The following is a 20,934-nucleotide window of genomic DNA, read 5'->3' on the forward strand; positions in this document are numbered from 1 at the left end:
GTCACGACATCGGAAACACCCTCAGCTCCCCCGAACTCATCAGCACGACGAGCTCGGGGCGGGCATCCCCCACCAGGTCCACCGCGCGAGCCCACGTCACCGCGCCACCCAGCGGGTAGCGCCACGTGCTCCACTGGCCCTGGCCCTGGCCCAGCGCCACCCAGAGCCCCTGGCCGTCCTGGGTTTCGGCGACGACGTCGACGCGGCCATCCCCATTCACGTCTTCCCAGGTGAGCAACCGGCCGAGCGGGGGCAGCGCGCAGGTGAACGGGGCGCGCAGCGTGCCGTGCCCATCTCCCGGATAGAACCGCACCTCCGCCACGGAGGGACGCACCCGGTTCACCACGTCCAGCCGGCCATCACCATCCGCGTCCACGCTCCAGGCTTCATTGCCGAATTGGGCCGAATCAAACCCATGGCCCGGCAGCGAGGTGCCGTCCTTCGCGGTGGGGTTGAGGTTGATGCCCAGTGTGGTGTGGACCAGGTCCAGCGTGCCGTCTCCATTGAAGTCCCCGGCCAGCGCCGCGCTCGAGCCTGGGCACCGATCATCCGGCTCGGGGTTGTAGTCGTTCAACACGTCCTCGCGGAACGTGCGCGGGCCCAGGTTGGTGAACCGGCTCACCTTCCCCACACACCCGGAGAAGGACGCCACCAGATCCACGCGCCCATCCGCGTTGAAGTCCCCGGCCCGCACGCCGTGCGCATCGGAGCGCCCCAGGGTCTGACGCGCCTCGAAGTGTCCCTCCGGGTCGTTCCACAAGACAAACACTGGCGACCCGCTCGAGGTGACGGCGAGGTCCACGCGTCCATCCCCGTCGAAGTCACCCGCGGCCAGGCTGGTCGCATCGGAGAGGTCGGGCACCTCCCGGGTGATGAACAGGCCGTTGCCCTGGTTCAACACCAGCCGGACGCTCCCCAGCGCGAGCGCGAGATCCCTCCGGCCATCTCCATCGAAATCCCCCACCGCCAGGGCGGACGAGCTCGCCTGTCCCACCTGGAAACGAGCCACCGGCGATACGGGCTCCTCGATGGGAGTGGCGTGGAGGTCCAGGGGACACGTGGCGGCGACGGCCGGCGGGGACCCGGGCACGGGAGGCACCGTGTACACGGACACCGTGTTGTCATCCGCCTCGGCCACCAGCAGCTCCACCTCGCCATCCCGGTCCAGGTCCGCCACGGCGGCGGCGCTCGGACGCCGGCCCACCGTCAGGCGACCGTGAGGCACGAGCGTTCCATCGCCCTTGCCCCGGAACAGCGACACCTCCGACGTCGAGCCGTGCAGGGCCACCACGTCCTGGGCCCCATCTCCGTCGAGGTCCACCACGGCGGCATCCTCCGCCACGGTGGAGAGCTCCTGGACGTGCCCCGCGGAGAAACCCCCGTGCCCGTCGCCCAGGAACAACTCCAGGAAGGAGTCCCCGGCGCCGAGCAGATCCACATGCCCGTCCCGATTGAAGTCCGCGGCGTACACGTGGCGGAAGAACCGCGACGTGGGGAGCTCGCCCGATGGCTGGACATGGCCCGAGGCCGTGCCCAGGAGGACATGCGCGCGCCACCCATGACCCTGGGCGTCGTTGAAGGCCACATCCGGGAGGCCATCCTCGTTGAAGTCCGCGATCGCCGCCGCCCGTCCCGTGTCGAGCCCGTACACCACCGGATAGTCGGTGTCGTTCATGATCAGCTTCAGGGAACTGGGACTCCAGGTGCCCGCTCCCGAGGGGCTCAGCAGGAAGAAGCCCGCCATCCCTCCGGGGGTGGCCCGATCGAAGTAATTGCCCAGGGACCAGAGGACGGACGGACCGGAGGCCGTGGGCCACAGGCCCAGGCTCGAGACGACGCCGTCGGTGGTCCGCCACGGGAACACATGATCCACGAAGGCGCCGTCCCCCTTCCCACGCAGGAGCCGGAGGCCGTAGCGGGTGCCCACGAGCGCGTCCAGGTGGCCATCCCCATCGGCGTCGCCCGCCACGATGCGTCCAGAGCTCGTCAGCCGGAACGGCTCCGCGGCCAGCGAGAGGCGTCCCACTCCGTCGTTGCGCAGCAGCAGGAACTCCCCGGTCCGGGACACGTACTGACTGCTGTAGTTGCGGCCGCCCGCGTTGATGGCCACGTCGGGCGCGCCATCCCCGTTGAAGTCACCGACCGCCAGCCCCTCGGGGGACACCCCCGCGTAGAAGGAAGCGCGCAGCCACTGCCCGCGTCCATGGCCACCGTCCGGCCCTGGAGGAGGCTCGGAGGAAGGGTCCGTGGGCAGCTCGGGCGGGTTTCCGGGAAGCTCTCCCGGCACGGGCCTCGGTGGCTGGCTCGGCCGGGGGGGAGGCTTCAACCCACCCGGGAGTGCCGGGATGTCCGCACCGGGCAACTTCACCCCACACGCCAGGAACAACCCCGCGCCCACCACCAGACCGATCCGCGTCCTCATCCGTCCCCTCCAAAACACACTTGCCGGTCCCTTCACTGGCCGTGCAGCACATGCGCACGAACAGGAGGACCGGCAAGGGAGGACGCTTCAGGAGCGGAAGGGGGCGTTGGCTACGCCCCAACCGGCTAGCGCCACTGGTAGGCGCGCACCCAGTCGACTTCCATCACCTGGGGCGTGTTGCGGATGAGGTCCGCCGTGGACTGCGGCACGCCGGGGTACGGGTAGGTGGCGCCGTTGACGCCCTGCGGATAGGTGCCGCCCACCGCCAGGTTGAGGATGACGTAGTACGGCTTGTCGTACACCCAGTTGCCGTACCGGGTGACCTCCGACTTCGGCGTGGTCTTCACCAGCACGTCGTCGATGTACCACTTGATGTCCGTGGGCGAGTACTCGGTGCGGTACACGTGCCAGTTGCTCACGGAGGAGTTCGGGTAGAAGCGGCTGTTGATGGGCGTGTTGCCCGAGTAGCCGGGGCCATGCAGCGCGCCCGACGTCCAGTCGCCGTAGCCCACGTTCTCCATGATGTCGAGCTCGCCGCACGCGGGCCAGCCCACCGTATTGATGTCATTGCCGAGCAGCCAGAACGCCGGCCACAGCCCGGGGCCCACCGGCAGCTTGATGCGCGCCTCGATGCGGCCGTGCGCGAACTCGCGCTTGCCCGCGCTCTCCAGGCGCCCCGAGGTGTACGGATAGCCGTTGGTCGGCTTGTAGCGGGCGATGAGCTTGAGGGTGCCGTTGCTGACCTGCACGTTCTCCGACGAGGTCGTGTACTGCTGCTGCTCGTTGTTCACGTGGATGTTGGTGACATAGGCCCAGTTGGACGTGTTGATGCTGGTGCCGTCGAACTCATCGCTCCAGATCTGCACCCAGCTGCCGCCCGGGTCCGGGTTGCCGCCGCCGCCCACGGACGCCCACGAGAAGGCCTCCCAGCACCCGCCCGAGGCCGCGCGGCTGGCCACCAGCGGCGCCGCCGCGCCCTGGTTCAGGTCCGAGGTCACGAACAGGCCGTTGCTCCTGGCCTTCAAGCCGACGGTGCCATTGCCGTAATCCACCCACTGGAAGTGCTCCCAGTCGCCCGGACTCGCGCGGTTGGCCACGAGCTTGCCACCCAGGTTCGTGTCCGCCGACACGTACTGGCCCGTCTCCGCCACGCGCAGCGTGATGTAGCCATTGCCCGCGTCACCCACCTGGAACTGCTCCCAGCCCGCCGCGGCCGTACGGTCCGCCACCAGGGGGGCGTCCGCGCTGAGGTTCTTGTCCGCCGACACGTACTTCTGGGTCGAGCACGCCTTGAGCCAGATCGTCTGACCAATGGGCGCCGCCGCCAGCGGACGCGCCTGGGTCTCGGTGACCAGGTCGGCGGGCTCCTGCGCGGCGACACCACAGGCGCCAGCGCCCAGCATCACGCCCCCCATCCCCACCGTCAGCAACCCGCGCATTCCCAGCGTCTTCCACAGTCTCGAACTCATGGAAACTCCTCGTAGATGTCGGACCTGGCTCCCTCTTGGCTGCCAGGGCAGGCACAAGGTGGCTTATTGGAAAATCGAGGAAAACTTAAATGAACGGAGTCGTCCACCAGCAGACACTCTTAGATTTTTTCCCTCGGAAAACTGAGTTTTTTGACCCGGAACGCAGCCCTGGATTCTCTTGCTTTCCTGGCCCAGCGGTCGGCGGCCCGCCTGCTCCGGAAGCACCCTGGAAAGGCCAGGGACGAGAGGAGGGAACACATGGGGTTGTGAATGGGTGCGAACCGTCCCCGGCACTCCGTTGCGCCTGACCTTCCAGCGCAAGCTGTTGCTCGCCTCCGCCGCGGTGCTGCTGCCGGTGATGGTGCTGCTGGGCGTGGATCTCGTCGAGGACGCGCGGATGACGCGCAAGACGCTCCTGGACGCCCAGCGCCTCACGGCCCATGCCGTCGCCGTGCAGGTCACCGAGTCCTTCGAGGCGGCGATCGATCTGGGCTGGGCGCTGGCCAATGATCCCCTCGTGCGCACGCTCAACCCCGGGCTACTGGATGCGCACCTGCTGCAACTCACCGGGCACCACACCCGCTTCAGCTCGATCGGGGTCTACGACGCCCAGGGTCACAACCGCGGCTGGGGGGATCCGCAGCTGCCCGCCGAGCCCCGGCTCTGGATTGGAGACCGGCCCTACTTCCAGAAGGTGATGGCCACCAACACGCCCGTCGTCTCGGAGGTGCTCGAGCTGCGGCGGCCCGTGCGCACGGCGCTGATCATCGCCGTGCCGATCCGCGACGACCAGGGACAACCCCTGGGCGTGGTGAACGTGGTGATGGAGACCCACCTGCTGGCCCAACGCTATCTCTCCACCCGGCACCACTCCCAGCAGGAGATCCTCCTGGTGGACCCCGCTGGCCGGCTCGCCTTTCACACCCACTCCCCCACCCTGCCCTTCACGCGCGGCCAGGCCTTCGCCTCGTTCCCCCCGCTGCGAGGGGCGCTCGAGGGCCGTGCCATGCGGATCAACCAGGCCACGGATCCGCTCACCCACGAGGACATCCTGGGGGCCTTCGTGCCCACGCCCCACTACGGCTGGGCCGTGGGGGTGATGGCCTCGCGTGAACTCGCGATGGCCCCGCTCACCCAGCGGCTGTACCTGAAGCTGGGCGCCGTCCTCGGCATCGCGCTGTTCAGCGGCATGCTGGCCGTGGTGCTGTCGCGCCGCCAGACGCGGCCCGTGCGTCAGCTCCAGTCGCTCGCCCACGCCCTGGGCCAGGGGGACATGGTCCGGCGCGCCCACATCCAGACGGGCGACGAGATGGAGGAGCTGGGCGAGGCCTTCAACCAGATGGCCACCCACATCGCCCAGCGGCAGCGCGAAGTGGACGCCCTGCGCGCCGAGGCCGAGGACCATGCCCGGCAACTCGCCGCCATCATCGCCAGCGTGCCGGATGCCATCCTCCTGGCCAGTCCGGACGGGCGGTTGTTCGACGCCAATCCCGCCGGGCTGCGGCTGCTGGGCGTCACGGAGCACACCCAGTTGGAGGTACTGCTGACCGACCACCTCCAGCGCTCGTGGATCCGCCATCCCGACGGCCGCCCCGTGGCCCTGGAGGAGCTGCCCCTGAGCCGCGCGCTCCGGGGGGAGACCTTCTCGGACCTGGAGCTGCGCATGCGCTCGCTCACGGGCGAGGAGTACCTCGTGAGCGTCAACGGGGCGCCGGTGCGCGACGCCACCGGGCGCATCATCCTCGGAGAGATCGTCCTCCACGACATCACCGAGCGGAAGAAGATCGAGGAGGAGCGGGCGCGGCTCCTGGCGCGAGAGCAGGCCCTGGCCCGCATCGGGCAGGCCCTGGTGCGCGAGGTGGAGCTCGAGCGCATCACCTCCGTGGCCAGCGAGCAGTGCCGCCAGGCGCTCGGCGCGGATGCCGTCGGGCTGTGGCTGGCGCACCCGGATCCCTCGCGCTTCACCTGGATGGCCGCCCATGGCTTCTCGTCGGCGGGCCACGAGGCCCTGGAGGAACTACCCCCGTGCGAGCTGCCCCCCGGGGCCGTCCAGGACGAGACGATCCAGCTCATCGACACCCAGGGGAGCGCGGACGTGTCCTTCCCGGGCCACGCGCTGGCGAAGCGGGAAGGCTTCGCCAGCGTGGTGCTCGTCCCCCTGCACTCGCGCGCGCGGCTGGTGGGCGTCCTGGCGTGCTTCTCCCGGGAGCCGCTGGAGCTGTCCGCGAGCGAGCGCGAGTTCCACACCACCGTGGGCCAGCTCGTCGCCGTGGCCATCGAGAAGGCCCGGCTGTTCCAGGAGGTGCGCGAGGCCCTGCGGCTGCGCGAGGAGTTCATGTCCGCGGCGGCCCACGAGCTGAAGACGCCGGTGACCACGCTCCAGACCTGGGCGGACATCCTCACCCGGAAGGAGGCGGGCGCCGAGCGCCAGCGCAAGGGACTCGCCGCCATCTCCCGGGGGGCCCGGCGGCTGGGGCGGCTCGTGGAGCACCTGTTCACGGCCCTGCGGATGGCGCCGGGCCTGGCCAAGCTGGAGAAGGATCGGGTGGACCTGCGCGCCCTGCTGGCCGAGCACGTGGCCAGCCTGTCGCGCAGCACGGATCACCCCATCCACCTCGTCGCCGAGGAGACGCCCATCATCGACGCGGACCGCCAGCGCATGGGCGAGGTGCTGGCCCACCTGCTGGAGAACGCCCTGCGCTACTCCCCTCCCGCCCGGCCCATCGAGATCCGGCTGGGGTGCGTGGGCCACGAGGCCGTGGTGTCGGTCCACGACCACGGGCCGGGCATTCCCCCCGAGCGCCAACCCCATGTCTTCGAGCCGCTCTACGAGCCCCTGCCCTCCGGGGCGCCAGGCTACGCGGGCATGGCCGGACTGGGGCTGCACCTGAGTTCGCGCATCATCGAGGCGCATGGTGGCCGCATCTGGCTGGAGAGCACCCCGGGCGAGGGCACCACGTTCTGCTTCAGCCTGCCGCTGCACGGGGTGGAGGGCACGCGGCACGCCAACGCCTGAGTTCCAGCACTCCCCGCGCGCGTGCGTTAGACATGGGGGGTCCATGGCCAGCCATCCCCCTCCCCTGGGCCGACTCCAGGTCCTCATGCTCCTCTTCGTCGCCCTGATCCAGCTGCCCGCGGTGTCGTGGGCCTGCTGGGTCACCCACTCGCCCCTGCCGGCGCTGGGGGCGGTGCTGGTGTCCCTGCCCTATCTGCGCCACCTGCGGACGCCCTGGCACTCCACGAGCCCCGCGCGCGTGGCCTACCTGACGCTGGGCTGGTGGTCGGCGTGTCTGGTGTTCGGCGTGCTCCTGCTTCCCGCCACGCTGGCCATCCATGCGGGCCTTCCCCGCGCCTGGGCCTGGGGCGCGTGTGGCGTCATCGCGCTCGCCGCGGGGGTGCACTCGGTGCTGGGCCGGCCCCGGCTGCGGCGGCTGGTCGTGCGGGTGGAGGGGCTCGCCCCCGAGTTGGACGGCTACCGCATCGGGCAGATCTCCGACGTGCACTGCGGCCCCTACGTCCCCGAGAGCCGCGTGGCCACCTGGGTCGCCCGCCTCAACGAGCTCGACGTCGACCTGATGTCCGTCACGGGAGACCTCATCACCCAGGGCTCCTCGCACGTCGAGGCGGTTTCCCGGGCGCTCGGCGGGCTGCGAGCCCGGGACGGCGTGTTCGCGTGCATGGGCAATCACGACTACTTCACGGATGGGGAGCACTTCGTGCGGGCGCTGGAGCGGCAAGGCCTGACCGTGCTGCGCAACCGCGGCGTGGTCGTGCAGCGGGGCACCGCGCGCCTGTACGTCGCGGGAGTGGATGACACCTGGACCTCGCGCCATGACTTGCGGCGGGCCCTCGCGGCGCGGCCGGAGGGGGTGCCCACGGTGCTGCTCGCGCATGACCCCAACCTGTTCCCCCAGGCCCTGGCCCAATCGGTCGAGCTGACCCTCTCGGGCCACACCCACGGCGGGCAGCTCGCGGTGCCGGGCGTGCGCGACCTGTCACTGGCCCGATTCATCAGCCGCTGGACGGCGGGGCTCTACCGGCAGGGCCGCTCGTGGCTGTACGTGAACCGCGGCGCGGGCACCACTGGACCGCCGGTGCGGCTGGGTGCTCCGGCGGAGCTGGCCGTCATCACCCTGCGCCGGGCGTGAGTCCCTTCATCCCGATGCCACCCGCCCGATGAGGTGTGCCATCGTGCGCGCCGGGCATGCGCCTCGCGCCACGCGGGGGCACGAGCCCACGTCACGTCTGGAGACCTCCACATGTCGGGATTGAAGAAGTACACGGGCGGCTGTCACTGCGGGAAGGTCGCGTACGAGGTGAACGCGAACCTCGACAACGTCATCTCCTGCAACTGCAGCATCTGCCAGAAGCGGGGCCTGCTGCTCACCTTCGTGCCCCCCGAGCAGTTCGCCCTCCAGAAGGGCGAGGAGAAGGCGCTCACCGACTACCAGTTCAACAAGAAGGTCATCCACCACATGTTCTGCCCGGAGTGCGGCGTGGAGTCGTTCGCCACGGGGACCACGCCGGATGGCAAGCGGATGTACGCCGTCAACGTGCGGTGTCTGGAGGACGTGGACCTCGCCGCCCTCAAGCCCCAACCCGTCGACGGTCGGCGCTTCTAGCCCGGGAGCAGGAGGGGAAGGCTCCTCGCTCCAGACCCGTGGTGGCTACCCCGGATCAAGGGCCCAGGTGCCTTCCTCCCATCGCTTCAATGCCTGCTGTGCGCCAAAGGGGATCATCCCTTCGCCCTTCGCTGCCTCCTCCAGGACCGCTTTGGCCTCGGCCGTCCGGTAGCGGAGCAGATGCGCGGCGGCCATGACGCGCACGTCCATACGCTCGTGCTTGAGCAACACGAGGAGTGCATCACGCCCGGCATCGCCGTGGGCCAGGAGCTTATCGACCGCGGCACCGTACTTCCTGGCGTGCTTGTTCCCGGTCTTGGCGTCCCCTCTCCAGATGGCCTCGGTCTGCGCGGCCACGTTCAGAGCGAACTGCTCGACCAACTCTTCCAACTTCATCACCAGAGCCCCTTCCTGATGTTCTCGATGGCCAGCAACCCGAATTCGCGCTGGGCCTCGTACGACTGCGAGCTCAGCCACTTTCGCACCGTCAAGGGCGAGCCCGTAATATCGCGGCGAACCGACGAGTAGAACGAGCTGATACGGGTGTGGATGCCCTTGTCCAACGGGACGATGTTCTCGGTGTTTTGAACGGCCCGGGCCCCGAACCGGTTCACGTTGCCCGGCGTCTGCTCGACGATGTGGTGCCACTCCTTCCCTGGGCCCGCCGAGCCCATGGCCCGCTTGAAGCTCTTGTACGAGCCCCACGCCCTGAATCCGTTGGGAGGCGCCTTGGCAGCGGCGCCGCTCATGGCCCGAGCCGTCATGGCGACCGCACCAGGAGCAAGGGCGATGGTGACGGACTCGGCGCTCACGGCGACCGTCTCCACTTGCCCCACCATCGCGAGACGGATACCCACCTGCGTCTCCGCCTGCACGGCCGCCTGCATCGAGCCGGGCAACTTCGGCACCTTCGCGGCCAGCCCCGGCGCCGTGTTGCCGATGGCCGCCATGGCCAGCATGGCGAACGCTCGCGCCGCGTTGCGGCCCATGAGCTTGCCGTACCGCTCGCCCGCCTCGCGCAGTTCGTTGAACGTGGTGGCCCGGTCTGCCTCGTCCATCAGCCGCTTGAAGCCGACGACGAGGCCCCAGAAGGTCTCGACGCCCACGTAGGAAATGATCGTGGCGGTCATCACGGCCGCGAGGCCCTTGGAGACCGTCACGTCGGGAATGGAGACGAGGACCATGTACGTGGTCCAGGTCCAGAGCACGGCCGCCACCATGGCGTGTGGGTAGGCCATGTCCTTGAACGCCTCCAGCATCTCGTCCAGCACGGCGCCCTGGGCCAGGGCCATGGCGAGTGCGAAACGACCATCCCCGTTGACGGTGGAGCTTTCCGTCAGCAGGCGGAGGCAGTCCCGGGCCTGCCGGTGCGCTCGCACCAACGCAGGTAGTCACACGTCAACTCCACCTCCGCCGTTGGCCCCTCCAGGTGCTTGCCCGGCTCGAGCAGAGTGATGCGGCGGCTGGGTGTCTCGTACGTGTACGAACCGCTCCGTGCCTCCACCTCGAACAGCCGACGGGCGGCTTCCCGGGGCTGCGTGGGGAGCCGAACGTCCCGGGCCAGAGCCGACACGGCCTGCGCGAACTCGCCGTTGCCCAGTGCCACCGGCTTGGCGACTGAACGAGGGGTGAAGACGATGGTGTCGGTCTGGCCCGTGTCCAGGCGCACGACCCCGGGTGCCGTGCCACACCCGACGAGGAGAACCAGCATCACAGCCGTACAACACAGCTTCATGGGCATCCTCCCGGCCACCCCTCTATGGGTAACCAGTCCGGAAGAATACCCGTCGGTAGGCCAGAGGAATCGAACCTCCCCAGGGACATGTCTCCATGTCCCCCACCGGTTTTGAAGCCCGGGGATGAACGCCCGGGCTTCCCGCCTGGAGGGGCCCCGGCTCAGGCCGGGACGGTGTTGCGGTCCAAGCGCATCCAGTGCCGGTGCTCGGCGATGGACTCGATGAACTTCGCGGTGAAGTGGTGGTGCTTGGCCCCCTTCGCGTCCGCGACGATGCCCGGCGCGGAGGAAGAGATGCCCCCCGCGTCCAACAGCTCACTGGCCTCGCGGGTGACGCCAATCGCCTTGCAGTGCCGGTAGGCCTCCTGGATGAACTGCATCGCGTCCGCGTCCTTCTTGAGCACCGCCACGCTCGCGGCGCCACCGGGCACGAAGACGGCGTCGTACTCGACCGAGGCCGTGGTGAGCGAGCTCTTGTCCACCATCACCGGCTGGCCATCCGAGCCCTTCACCGTACCCAGTCGCTTGGCGATGACCACCACCTGGCCCCCCGCCTTCTCGATGGCCGCGCGCGTGGCCGACAGGTCATCCGCGTCGAAGCCGTCCGCCACCAGCGCGCCGACGAGCCGCGTGGGGATGGCGTCCTTCTTCGCGTCCTTCTTCATGTACTCGATGCTCAGCGCCGGGGACTTGTCGATCTTCCCCTTCTCCACGGCGGGCTTGGGCACGGGCAGGCCCAGGCCCTCGGCCACCTGCGTGACGAGTTCCTCGTCGATCTTCGCGAGGATCTGCTCCACCACGCGCGCGCGCACCTCCTTGCGCTCCACCTTGCCCAGCTCGAACAGGATGGCCGCGATGATGTGCTCCTGCTCGGGCTTGGACATGCTGCGGAAGAACATGCCCGCCTGGGTGAAGTGATCCTGGAACGACTCGCCGCGCGCGCGCAGCTTCTCCCCTTCCACCTTCTCCGGGAAGTGCCGGTAGCCGCCCTCGGCCGCGACGCTCATGAACGGGCAGCCGCCCCCGAGCGAGTTGGGGAAGTAGTTGGCGCGGCCCTCGAGGATGGTGTGCCGCTTGAAGCCATCCTGCTGGTTGTTGTGCACCGGCGCGAGCGGCCGGTTGATGGGGATCTCGACGAAGTTGGGCCCGCCCAGCCGGGACAGCTGCGTGTCGAGGTAGGAGAAGTTGCGCCCCTGCAGGAGCGGATCATCCGTGAAGTCGATGCCCGGCACGACGTTGGCGGTGCAGAAGGCGACCTGCTCGGTCTCGGCGAAGAAGTTCGTCGGGTTGCGATCGAGCACGAGCTTGCCGACGCGGCGCACCGGGATGAGCTCCTCGGGGATGATCTTCGTCGAATCGAGGATCTCGATGCCGAGCTTCGCGACGTCCTTCTCCTCGATGATCTGCAATCCCAGCTCATACTCGGGGAAGTTGCCCTTCTCGATGTTCTCCCAGAGATCGCGGCGGTGGTAGTCGGGGTCCTTGCCCCCGAGCTTCTGGCACTCGTCCCACACGAGCGAGTGCACACCGAGCTTCGGCTTCCAGTGGAACTTCACGAAGCGAGACACGCCCTTGTCGTTGATCAGGCGGAAGGTGTGGACGCCAAAGCCTTCCATCATGCGGTAGCTGCGCGGCAGGGCACGATCGGACATGACCCACATGAGCATGTGGGCGCTCTCCGGCATGAGCGAGATGAAGTCCCAGAAGGAGTCATGCGCGGAGGCCGCCTGGGGCATCTCATGGTGCGGCTCCGGCTTGGCCGCGTGGATGATGTCCGGGAACTTGATGGCGTCCTGGATGAAGAAGACGGGGATGTTGTTGCCCACCAGGTCCCAGTTGCCCTCCTCCGTGTAGAACTTCACGGCGAAGCCGCGCACGTCGCGTGCCGTGTCCATGGAGCCGCGCGAGCCGGCCACGGTGGAGAAGCGCACGAAGACGGGCGTCTTCTTGGAGGGATCCTGGAAGAGCTTCGCCTTGGTGAGCTCGGCCAGCGACTCATAGGGCTGGAAGTAGCCGTGCGCGCCCGAGCCCCGGGCATGCACGACGCGCTCGGGGATGCGCTCGTGGTCGAAGCGCATGATCTTCTCGCGGAAGTGGAAGTCCTCGAGCAGGGTGGGGCCGCGCGCGCCCACGCGCAGCGAGTTGTCGGTGTTCTCGATGGGAATCCCCTGGTCCGACGTCATCCGATGGCCCGTGGGATTCGAGCGATCCCTGGCGAGGGCCTCGTCCTTGCTGCGCGCGTCGATGCTCACTGCGTCCGGGGTCTTCTTGTTCAAGTGCGTTCTCCTGGGAGTCCCCCGCCCGGATAGGCATGGGCGGGAGAGGAGGCGAGCGCTTCACGGAGTCCTCACCCGGGTGTGCCCATTGGAGAACGGACCCTGGAGCGGACTTGTCACGTGGAAGTCATCACCGGGTGACCGGGCAGGCGCCCGCCTGCTCTTGCCCCCCTGAAATAGAAGGAGCCCGTCGCGGTAGCATGACGCCTCCCCATGCACGCGCCCCGACTCCTCCCGCTCCTGCTGGCCACGGTCCTCATCCCCTCGCTCGCCAACGCCTTCTCGGTGCCGAACCACGAGGCGCTGACGCGCGCCTCCATCGACGCGGCGGTCGCGTCGGACGGCCTGCCCGAGCTCGCGGCGCACCGCGCCATCGTGGTGGCGGGCAGCCGGGACGAGGACCTGAACCTGCACGTCAAGTGGACCGGGTGGAACCATTTCTTCCACCCGGGCCAGACGCTCAACATGGCCTTTCGCAAGGACTCCTCGTCGCGGGTGCGGGCGCTGTGGCAGGAGGCCGAGGAGGCCGCGAGCCACGGCGACCTGACTCAGGCGTTCGGCCGCGTGGGACACCTGGTGCATCACATCCAGGACATGGCGTCGCCGCCGCACGTGGTGCCGGTGATGCACGGGCTGGCGGATCGCTTCGAGCAGCGGGCGATCGCGCCAGAGACCCTCGCCCACGGGCCCCGCATCGACATTCCGCCGATGCCCGGCGACGAGGCGCAGCTCGCCCTGGCCGAGGAGACGCTGAAGCTGGTGCGCACGGGTGCACTGCCGGTGGTGGACGGCAACATCCCCTGGAGCGCGTTCTGGGCCGAGCCCATCCATGCCAACCCCGGCGTGTTCGGCGGCTATGGCGAGGTGGGCAACGCCTTCGGCGCGGCGCGGGTGCGCTGGGAGGGGCGCGCGTGGAAGGTGGACCCCGCCGTGTACGAGGACTTCGTGAACGGACGGGCGGAGGCGGCCATGGCCTACTCGCGCGCCTTCCTGGTGTGGGCGACGGAGCGGCTCACCACCCTGGCCCGGGAGCGCCAGCAGGTCATGCGCGCCCAGTGGGCCCCCTCGCCCGCGCTCGCCCTGGAGGTGATGGGAGGAGCCCTTGCGTCCCCACGAGGGGCCACGCCGGTGGCTGGCGCGCGGGCACTGCTTCCCCTGCCGTGGGCGATGGCCCTGTCGGCCAGCTATGCCCAGACATTGAGCGCTCCGCTCCTGGCGGGCGGGGCGAGCTGCTGGTCGTTGTCCGTGCTCTCTCCGCCGCTGTGGGCGGCGCGGCTGGGCTATGCGAAGGGGTTCGATCTGCGCGCCACGGTGGGCGGGGGCTTGTCCTTCCTCGGCGGCGCGCCCCGTCCGGAGCTTCCGGTGGGCCTGCGCCTGCACACCCAGTTGGGCACGCGGCTGTCGCTCAGCGCGGAAGCCCAGTACCGGCTCTTCTCCCCGTCGCCGGGCCCGTGGGCGAGCGGCATCTCCTTCACCCTGGGCACCGGCTTCACCTGGGGCGACACCTAGCAATCCTTTATCAACCTCCGGATCTTCTCGACGGACGGTGCCCTCCGGGAGAACATCACGCCGGTGCACCTCACTCGCTCTTCCATGAAGCGCCAGCGCCTCGGACGGCTTGTCCTCCTGGGTCAACTCCTGGGCTTCGGATTGACCGGCCACGCCGCGGATTCCGTCACGAACGCCTGCCTAAAGAACCCGGCGTCTTGCGCCATACTGACGGGCAAGGAAGCCGCCGCGCCCGCCACGAAGGGCGCGGCCGAGATAGCCTCCATCGCGGCCACCCTCCGCCTGCTGCCGACCGACATGAAAACACGAGTCGAACGGGAGTTGGTGGAATGCGCTGAGCGGGCGGATTTTCGGGTCAACATTCGTCGCTTCGCTGGCGATCAACCATCGCGCGAGCAGTGCCAGGAGGTACTGCCCGGGTGGGATCCTTGCGGCAAGAAGGTAACCCGCGCCATGCAACTGGGCACCGAGAAGCACCAGTTGGCCCTCCAGTGCATCCAGGAGCGATTCAATCGCCTGTTCCCTGGACGCTTCAGCCTGGAGCAGCGCTATCGCTACGACCAGCAGACCAGAAGCACGAAACTCATCAGCCGAGAAGAAGCCCGAGCACTCCGGAAACAGGATTGTGGAGAGGAACTCAAGGGCACCCTCGTTCCCGATGTGGTCATCCACTCGGGAAACCCTCTTGAAGCCCTGGCCATCTACGACTTCAAGTTTCCTTGTCCTTCGACCAACCAGCCCTCTTGGACCAAGTATCCCGAAGGGCATCCCCACTACCCTGAAAACCAAGGTGACATGTACCAGCACGCATTGGGTGCGGTTGCATTCCGTGTGGCGCCCAACGGGGGAGTTCACTGATGCCCCCAATTCCCAGACTCAGAATCCACCATCCAAAAATGGGGGCGCTCCTTCTCCGGGAGAGCTTGAGCATCTGCTTTTATCTTTCACGTTCTCACCAAGACATCGCGAAGCATGTCAGACGCGCCCTGGAGTTTTATCTTCTCGCGGTCGGCCCCAAGACGCTTGCTTGGTATCCAGATGATGAACGCGGAGACTTCTGGGAACTTGACGACAAGGGCTGGGAATGGGTGCAGCACAAACTCCGCGACGAAGGGGGCGGCATTGTCGAATTGATGGAGAGGCCCGATGCGATCAGCGGGTATCAGTTCGAGTATCGGGGGAGGACGATAGATCCGTCCTTCCCAAGCAAAGTGTGCGCGATGGCCTTCTGGCTACCGACGGAGTTCATGGAAGAGCACGGTCCGGGCCGTGTGCAGGAATTGGCCTTGGGACTGGGCTCCTTCCTCCCCTTCTGCTCCGGACACGCGGGGCTTTCCCTCCACCGTCTTGGCAGAACCCCTGGATTCCACGCCCTGTGCTCCAGCTACCCTGGAATGGATAGGACCGAGGTCGGACACCTGTCCTGGAACCTGGGCACTCGCATCAATGGCACCCACTGGATGAACTTCCTGGGCCCACCGGCGCTTGGGGAACTGGGCGGTGCGAGCGCGCTCCGCTCCCGTCTCTCCTCTCCGGGAACCACCGTGCGGGAACTGGGAGATGAACGCGCCGTCGTCACCCTGGGCGAAGCTCCCGAGGCCGGAGACACCGGCGAGGAGCAGCCGCTCCCGGCGTACCGGGAACTCGCGCGCGTCCTCGAGCCCTGGCTCTACCATGAGACCTACATCAAGGATGAATTCACCCCCGAGGAGATGCTCCGCTGGGAACGTCGCTTCCTGGACTGAGGACGCCCCGCCCCTGCTTCAGTTCGCGAAGATGGGGTGGTTCTCCAGCCAGGACACGAAGAGCGCGTCCGCGAACGGCTTGCCCCCGATGTGCACACCGTGGGTGGCCTCGCCCTCCACCTGCAGTCCTCCTCCCGGCACATAGGTGAGCGTGAGCTCGCCGCCCTTGGGCACGTCCCTCAACGAGCCGAGCAGCCGCTCCAGGTCGTCGCTCAGGGGAGAGTGGCGCAGCGCGGCATTCCGGGCCAGTCCATCGCGGAAGGCATCCACGAGCTGATCCCGGGTGACATGGCGCAGGAAGCGCAGTTGCAGGCGCTTGATGCAATTGGAGGAGATGGCCTCGGACTTCGCCCGCGGCGGCTGCTCGAAGTAGAGCGACCAGACGTAGACCTTGAAGAAGAACATCTGCTGCAGTTCCACGTGGGCCAGCGACAGCTGCTTGCCCTGCAGCATGACTTCCTCGGGCACTCGCACCCCCGCGAGCTCCCGCGCCTGGGCCGAGCCCATGCTCAACAGCAACGCCGCCAACGCTCCCGCGAGCTTCCATCCCTTGCGCACCATCTCCGACCCCCTCGCCACCCCACCAACAGGTAGGGTCCATGGTGCGCACCCGCGACCAGGCCGCCAACCAGGGACGCGGCCCGGACCCCCTCGCAGTGTCCAATGGTGAGCGGAGGGACTGGCGGGGAGCGCACGTTGGTCGTGCTATGGTTCCCCTCCCTGGGCGAGCCCTGCGGCATCCGCTCCGAGCCCAGGACGCTGGGTCGGGGAGGAGCGCGAAATGGGCTTGTCGTTGCGTGGCGCGGCCGATTCCTGCATCAACTGTCGTCCGCGAAGCGCCCTCGCGCGAGTCCACCCGCCCCTATGACTCTGAGTCAGCCTCCCCCTGGTCAGGATCCCTCGTTGAAGGTCGAGGACGAAGCCCCCACGACCCCTGGAATCCCCCACCAGGAGAGCTCCCCGGAGACGGGCGCGGCGCGGCGCGAGGACGATCGGGAGCGGCTGGACATGCTCGTCAACCAGGCGAGCGTGGGCATCACCCAGCGGGCTCTCGACGGCACGTTGGTCATGGCCAACCAGCGCTTCTGCGACATCGTCGGGCGCGCGCTCGAGGACGTGATTGGCCACTCCCAACAATCCCTGACGCATCCGGACGATCGCGACGCGCATGCCGCCCAGTGGCGCAAGCTGTTGGAGACGGGCGAGCCCTACACCGTGGACAAGCGCAACGTGCGGCCCGACGGCTCCGTGGTGTGGGTCAACAACCACGTCACGCTCGCCCGGGATGAGCGGGGCCGCCCGAAGTTCGCCATCTGCGTCACCCAGGACATCACCGCCCGCCGGGAGGCCGAGGAGCGCCTGCACGAGCGGGATCGGCATCTGCGCTTCGCGCAGGAAATCGGGGGCATTGGCGTGTTCACGGTGGAGATGGCCACCGGCGTGTTGACCGTGACGCCGGAGTTCTGCCGTCTGTATGGCATCGAGCCGATGGAGCATCCTCCCTCCAAGGCCATCGAGGAGACCCTCCTCCCCGAGGATCGGCACCACGCCGCGACGGTGGAGTTCCGCGCTCACGGCCGCGTGAGCACCCAGGCCGAGTACCGGATCCGTCAGGCCCGCACGGGACAGGTGCGATGGATTGCCCGGCGCAGCGAGATGATCCGGGATGAGAAGGGCCACCCGCTACGGCTGCTCGGTGTCGTGCAGGACGTGACGGAGCGCCGGGCGGCCGAGGACAGGTTGCGCGAAACCAACGAGCGGCTCCAGCTCGCGCTCAACGCGGGCTCGGTGCTCGGCACGTGGGTGTGGAACATCCCCGCCGGGCTGCTCACGGGTGACGAGCGGTTCGCGCGGACGTTCGAGCTCGCGCCGGAGCAGGCCGCGCGAGGGCTGCCGATCGAGGAGTACGGGGCGTTCGTCCACCCGGAGGATCGCACCCGCGTCGCGGATCAGACCCGCCTCACGCTGCGCACGGGAGGACCCTACCGCTGCGAGTACCGCGTCCGCCGCACCCAGGGGGGGCCCTACTTCTGGATTGAAGCCAACGGCCACTGCGAGCTCGGCGCCGACGGCCAGCCGCTGCGCTTTCCCGGCCTGCTGATGGACATCGACGAGCGCAAACAGGCGGAGCTGCGCCAGGCGGCCGTCATCGAGATCGGCGACAGGCTGCGCGACCTGACCGACACGGCCGATATCGCGGGCACCGCCATGGAGCGGGTCGGGCGGCTGCTGGACATCCTGCGCGCGGGGTACGGCACGATCGACGCCTCGCAGCAGTATGTGGAGATCGAGCGGGACTGGGTCTCCCGTCCCGACACCCTCAGCGTGGCCGGCCTGCACCGCTTCGCCGACTATGGCGTCTACATCGAGGCGCTCAAACGGGGCGAAACCGTCGCCATCCCCGACGTCGAGCAGGACGAGCGGACGAGTTCTGGCGCCGACAACCTGCGGGTGCTCGGCATCCGGGCACTGCTCAACGTGCCCTTGCTGGAGCAAGGCCGCCTCGTCGCGCTCCTCTACCTCCACGACGATCAGGTGCGCCAGTGGAGCCAGGACGAGATCGACTTCCTGAGGGACGTGGCCGATCGCGTCCGGACGGCGAGCGAGCGCGTGCGGGCCGTGGCGCAATTGAGGCAAGCCAACGAGACGCTGGAGCAGCGTGTCGTGGAGCGCACGCGAGAGCTCGATCGGGTCTGGACCGTGTCGCAGGATCTGCTGGTGGTGTCCGATACCGAGGGCAGGTTCCTGCGCGTCAACCCGGCGTGGACCACCCTCATGGGATGGACGCCGGAGGAGCTGTTGGGCAAGACGTCCGCCTGGCTGGAGCACCCCGAGGATCTGGAGAAGACCCAGGCGGAACGGCGCAACCTGTCCGATGGCCAGCCCGTCATGCGCTTCGAGAACCGCTTGCGGCACAAGGACGGCACCTACCGGCTGTTGTCCTGGAAGGCGGTCCCCATGTCCCAGGAGGGGATCACCTACTCCACCGCGCGGGACATCACGGACCAGCGGCAGACCGAGGAGCAGCTGCGCCAGTCCCAGAAGATGGAGGCGGTGGGCAAGCTCACCGGCGGCGTGGCCCATGACTTCAACAACCTGCTGCAGGTGATCGGAGGCAACCTCCAACTGCTGCAGCGCGACCTGGTGGGCAACGAGCGGGGGATGCGCCGCGTGCGCACCGCCATCCACTCGGTGGAACGCGGGGCCCGGCTCGCCTCGCAACTGCTCGCCTTCGCCCGCCGGCAGCCGCTCACCCCCGTGGTGCTCCACCTGGGCCGGCTGGTGCGCGGCATGGATGATCTGCTGCGCCGCGCCCTGGGCGAGGACGTCGAGGTGGAGACCATCATCTCGGGCGGACTGTGGAACACGGCCGTCGATCCCAACCAGCTCGAGAACGTCCTGCTCAACCTGGCCATCAACGCCCGGGACGCCATGGAGAAGTCGGGCAAGCTGACCATCGAGGTCAGCAACGCCCGGCTCGACGAGCGCTACGCGCGGATGCACCCGGACGTGAAGCCCGGGCCGTACGTGCTGCTGGCCGTCTCCGACACCGGAAGCGGCATGCCCCCCGAGGTCATCGAGCGAGCCTTCGAGCCGTTCTTCACCACCAAGCCCGAGGGCCGCGGCACGGGGCTGGGCCTGAGCATGGTGTACGGCTTCGTCAAGCAGAGCGGCGGCCACGTGAAGATCTACAGCGAGGTGGGCCATGGCACGACGCTGAAGATCTACCTGCCCCGGGCGTTCCAGGCCGAGATGCCGATCGAGGAGCTCCCCGAGGGGCCCGTGGAGGGAGGGACCGAGACCATCCTCGTCGTCGAGGACGACGCCGAGGTGCGCGCCACGGTGGTGGAGATCCTCGCGGACCTGGGCTACCGCGTGCTCAAGGCCGCGGATGGCCAGGGCGCACTGGCCATCATCCAGAGTGGCCTCCCGGTGGATCTGCTGTTCACCGACGTGGTGATGCCCGGTCCGGTGCGCAGCACCGACCTGGCCCGGCAGGCCAAGGCCCTGCAACCGGGAATCGAGGTGCTCTTCACCTCGGGGTACACGGAGAACGCCATCGTGCACGGAGGACGGCTCGACCCGGGGGTCCACCTGTTGAGCAAGCCGCACCGCCGGGAGGAGCTGGCGCGCAAGCTCCGGCAACTGCTCAACCAGCGCCCGCCACGGCGGGAGACGCCCCGCCCGCCCCCGCCCGCCCCCGAGAAGCCCCGGACACCCGAATCCCCGCCGCGCCCGGACGAGCCCGCGTTCCTGCGCATCCTCCTGGTGGAGGACGATGAGGACATCCGCACGTCGGCGCTCGAGTTGATGGGCCTGCTGGGACACGAGGTGGTGGCGGTGGGGAGCGCGGAGGAGGCCAGCCGCGTGCTCAAGCGCCAGCGCTTCGACGTGCTGTTCACCGATGTGTCACTGCCGGGCATGTCGGGCGTGGAGCTGGCCCGGGAAGTCATCCGGCTCCAGCTCGGGATGAAGATCGTCATCGCCTCGGGACACGGCAGCTCGGCGCTCACCGGCGCGGACGCGCGCCTGCAAGGGGTGGTGGTATTGCCCAAGCCCTATGCCCTGCCTCAAATCCAGAAGGTCCTGGAGCAGGAGCGGTAGCGCCCCGGGGCGCCTCCAAGCCGCCTGGGGAGGAGCCAACAGAACAGGGGGCACTTGGGGAACACACGCGCCCGGGGGCATGCGATGGGCTTGCTCCCGGGAGGGCCGGGCAGCAGGATCCCCGCATGAGTGACAAACTGGTCCTGAGTGACGAGGAGTGGAAGAAGCGGCTGACCCCCCAGGAGTACCAGGTGCTGCGCCAGCACGGCACCGAGCGGCCGGGAAGCGGCTGCTTCCTGGGCACGAAGGAGCCCGGCACGTATGTCTGCGCCGGTTGCGGCAACCCGCTGTTCAAGTCGGGCGAGAAGTTCGAGTCCGGGACGGGCTGGCCGTCCTTCACCCAACCGCTCAAACCCGACGCGGTGACGGAGTATCGCGACGTCTCGTACGGGATGGTGCGCACCGAGGTGCGTTGCGGCCGGTGTGATGGGCACCTGGGACACGTCTTCCCGGATGGCCCTCCGCCCACGGGGCTGCGCTACTGCATGAACTCGGTGGCGATGAAGCACGCGCCGGAGGGACAGAGCCTCCCGCTCGTCACGAAGTGAGGG

At 68.6% G+C, this 20,934-nt stretch carries 15 protein-coding genes, 1 tRNA gene and 1 pseudogene; 9 read left to right on the forward strand and 8 right to left on the reverse strand.

Annotated elements, in window-relative coordinates; all coding sequences use genetic code 11:
- Position 1: 1 nt before the first annotated feature.
- Together F0U63_RS34315 and F0U63_RS34320 are read right to left on the reverse strand one after the other, a co-directional pair.
- Positions 2-2,422, reverse strand: coding sequence for an FG-GAP repeat domain-containing protein (locus F0U63_RS34315; protein WP_395836595.1), 2,421 nt, complete (start codon positions 2,420-2,422; stop codon positions 2-4).
- A gap of 125 nt (positions 2,423-2,547) precedes the next feature.
- On the reverse strand, positions 2,548-3,891 hold the full coding sequence (locus F0U63_RS34320) for a family 16 glycosylhydrolase (protein ID WP_395836597.1): 1,344 nt from the start codon (positions 3,889-3,891) through the stop codon (positions 2,548-2,550).
- Between the two features lie 274 nt (positions 3,892-4,165).
- On the opposite strand from F0U63_RS34320, the gene F0U63_RS34325 reads away from it, so the two are divergent.
- From F0U63_RS34325 to F0U63_RS34335, 3 genes are all read left to right on the forward strand, one after another.
- Complete coding sequence (locus F0U63_RS34325) at positions 4,166-6,907, forward strand: ATP-binding protein (protein WP_395836599.1); 2,742 nt, start codon at positions 4,166-4,168, stop codon at positions 6,905-6,907.
- 43 nt (positions 6,908-6,950) lie between these two features.
- Entirely contained in the window at positions 6,951-8,039 is a 1,089-nt protein-coding gene (locus F0U63_RS34330) for a metallophosphoesterase (RefSeq protein ID WP_395836601.1), read from the forward strand.
- Between the two features lie 111 nt (positions 8,040-8,150).
- Positions 8,151-8,513 (forward strand): GFA family protein, encoded by a 363-nt coding sequence (locus F0U63_RS34335; protein WP_395836603.1) that lies wholly within the window; start codon positions 8,151-8,153, stop codon positions 8,511-8,513.
- A 45-nt stretch (positions 8,514-8,558) separates the two neighbouring features.
- Here F0U63_RS34335 and F0U63_RS34340 read toward each other — a convergent pair whose 3' ends face one another.
- From F0U63_RS34340 to F0U63_RS34360, 5 genes are all read right to left on the reverse strand, one after another.
- Positions 8,559-8,909: a DUF2019 domain-containing protein gene (locus tag F0U63_RS34340; RefSeq protein ID WP_395848472.1), complete on the reverse strand. Its 351-nt coding sequence runs from the start codon at positions 8,907-8,909 to the stop codon at positions 8,559-8,561.
- The gene (locus F0U63_RS34345) at positions 8,909-9,805 is read right to left on the reverse strand and encodes a hypothetical protein (protein WP_395836605.1); all 897 of its coding nucleotides are present in this window, start codon (positions 9,803-9,805) and stop codon (positions 8,909-8,911) included. The genes F0U63_RS34340 and F0U63_RS34345 overlap by 1 nt, the downstream gene beginning before the upstream one ends.
- Before the next feature lie 44 nt (positions 9,806-9,849).
- Positions 9,850-10,248: a hypothetical protein gene (locus tag F0U63_RS34350; RefSeq protein ID WP_395836607.1), complete on the reverse strand. Its 399-nt coding sequence runs from the start codon at positions 10,246-10,248 to the stop codon at positions 9,850-9,852.
- A gap of 52 nt (positions 10,249-10,300) precedes the next feature.
- Positions 10,301-10,390 (reverse strand) — tRNA-Sec (locus F0U63_RS34355).
- A 19-nt stretch (positions 10,391-10,409) separates the two neighbouring features.
- Complete coding sequence (locus F0U63_RS34360; protein WP_395836609.1) at positions 10,410-12,524, reverse strand: catalase; 2,115 nt, start codon at positions 12,522-12,524, stop codon at positions 10,410-10,412.
- Positions 12,525-12,737: 213 nt separating this feature from the next.
- Here F0U63_RS34360 and F0U63_RS34365 point away from each other — a divergent pair, with 213 nt between their 5' ends.
- From F0U63_RS34365 to F0U63_RS34375, 3 genes are all read left to right on the forward strand, one after another.
- On the forward strand, positions 12,738-14,033 hold the full coding sequence (locus tag F0U63_RS34365; RefSeq protein ID WP_395836610.1) for a hypothetical protein: 1,296 nt from the start codon (positions 12,738-12,740) through the stop codon (positions 14,031-14,033).
- Positions 14,034-14,117: 84 nt separating this feature from the next.
- On the forward strand, positions 14,118-14,891 hold the full coding sequence (locus F0U63_RS34370; RefSeq protein WP_395836612.1) for a hypothetical protein: 774 nt from the start codon (positions 14,118-14,120) through the stop codon (positions 14,889-14,891).
- 65 nt (positions 14,892-14,956) lie between these two features.
- On the forward strand, positions 14,957-15,778 hold the full coding sequence (locus F0U63_RS34375; RefSeq protein ID WP_395836614.1) for a type VI immunity family protein: 822 nt from the start codon (positions 14,957-14,959) through the stop codon (positions 15,776-15,778).
- A gap of 18 nt (positions 15,779-15,796) precedes the next feature.
- On the opposite strand, the gene F0U63_RS34380 is transcribed toward F0U63_RS34375, so the two are convergent.
- Positions 15,797-16,339, reverse strand: a complete 543-nt coding sequence (locus F0U63_RS34380; RefSeq protein WP_395836616.1) for a chalcone isomerase family protein — start codon at positions 16,337-16,339, stop codon at positions 15,797-15,799.
- A 303-nt stretch (positions 16,340-16,642) separates the two neighbouring features.
- On the opposite strand from F0U63_RS34380, the pseudogene F0U63_RS34385 reads away from it, so the two are divergent.
- The 3 genes and pseudogenes from F0U63_RS34385 to msrB all read left to right on the forward strand — a co-directional run.
- Positions 16,643-17,128, forward strand: a pseudogene (locus F0U63_RS34385) (PAS domain-containing protein); the annotation flags it as partial.
- A 30-nt stretch (positions 17,129-17,158) separates the two neighbouring features.
- Entirely contained in the window at positions 17,159-20,383 is a 3,225-nt protein-coding gene (locus tag F0U63_RS34390; protein WP_395848473.1) for a PAS domain-containing protein, read from the forward strand.
- 125 nt (positions 20,384-20,508) lie between these two features.
- On the forward strand, positions 20,509-20,931 hold the full coding sequence (msrB, locus tag F0U63_RS34395) for a peptide-methionine (R)-S-oxide reductase MsrB (RefSeq protein ID WP_395836618.1): 423 nt from the start codon (positions 20,509-20,511) through the stop codon (positions 20,929-20,931).
- The last annotated feature ends 3 nt before the right edge of the window (positions 20,932-20,934 follow it).

Origin of the sequence: Cystobacter fuscus (assembly GCF_044360685.1) — a bacterium.
Lineage (GTDB): Bacteria > Myxococcota > Myxococcia > Myxococcales > Myxococcaceae > Cystobacter > Cystobacter fuscus_C.

Excerpts from the sequence above, each read along its gene's own strand:
- F0U63_RS34365 (WP_395836610.1), top strand. The coding sequence starts at position 12,738 with ATGCACGCGCCCCGACTCCTCCCGCTCCTGCTGGCCACGGTCCTCATC.
- F0U63_RS34315 (WP_395836595.1), bottom strand. The coding sequence starts at position 2,422 with ATGAGGACGCGGATCGGTCTGGTGGTGGGCGCGGGGTTGTTCCTGGCG.
- F0U63_RS34330 (WP_395836601.1), top strand. The coding sequence starts at position 6,951 with ATGGCCAGCCATCCCCCTCCCCTGGGCCGACTCCAGGTCCTCATGCTC.
- F0U63_RS34380 (WP_395836616.1), bottom strand. The coding sequence starts at position 16,339 with ATGGTGCGCAAGGGATGGAAGCTCGCGGGAGCGTTGGCGGCGTTGCTG.
- F0U63_RS34340 (WP_395848472.1), bottom strand. The coding sequence starts at position 8,909 with ATGAAGTTGGAAGAGTTGGTCGAGCAGTTCGCTCTGAACGTGGCCGCG.
- msrB (WP_395836618.1), top strand. The coding sequence starts at position 20,509 with ATGAGTGACAAACTGGTCCTGAGTGACGAGGAGTGGAAGAAGCGGCTG.
- F0U63_RS34320 (WP_395836597.1), bottom strand. The coding sequence starts at position 3,891 with ATGAGTTCGAGACTGTGGAAGACGCTGGGAATGCGCGGGTTGCTGACG.
- F0U63_RS34370 (WP_395836612.1), top strand. The coding sequence starts at position 14,118 with ATGAAGCGCCAGCGCCTCGGACGGCTTGTCCTCCTGGGTCAACTCCTG.
- F0U63_RS34350 (WP_395836607.1), bottom strand. The coding sequence starts at position 10,248 with ATGAAGCTGTGTTGTACGGCTGTGATGCTGGTTCTCCTCGTCGGGTGT.
- F0U63_RS34345 (WP_395836605.1), bottom strand. The coding sequence starts at position 9,805 with ATGGCCCTGGCCCAGGGCGCCGTGCTGGACGAGATGCTGGAGGCGTTC.
- F0U63_RS34335 (WP_395836603.1), top strand. The coding sequence starts at position 8,151 with ATGTCGGGATTGAAGAAGTACACGGGCGGCTGTCACTGCGGGAAGGTC.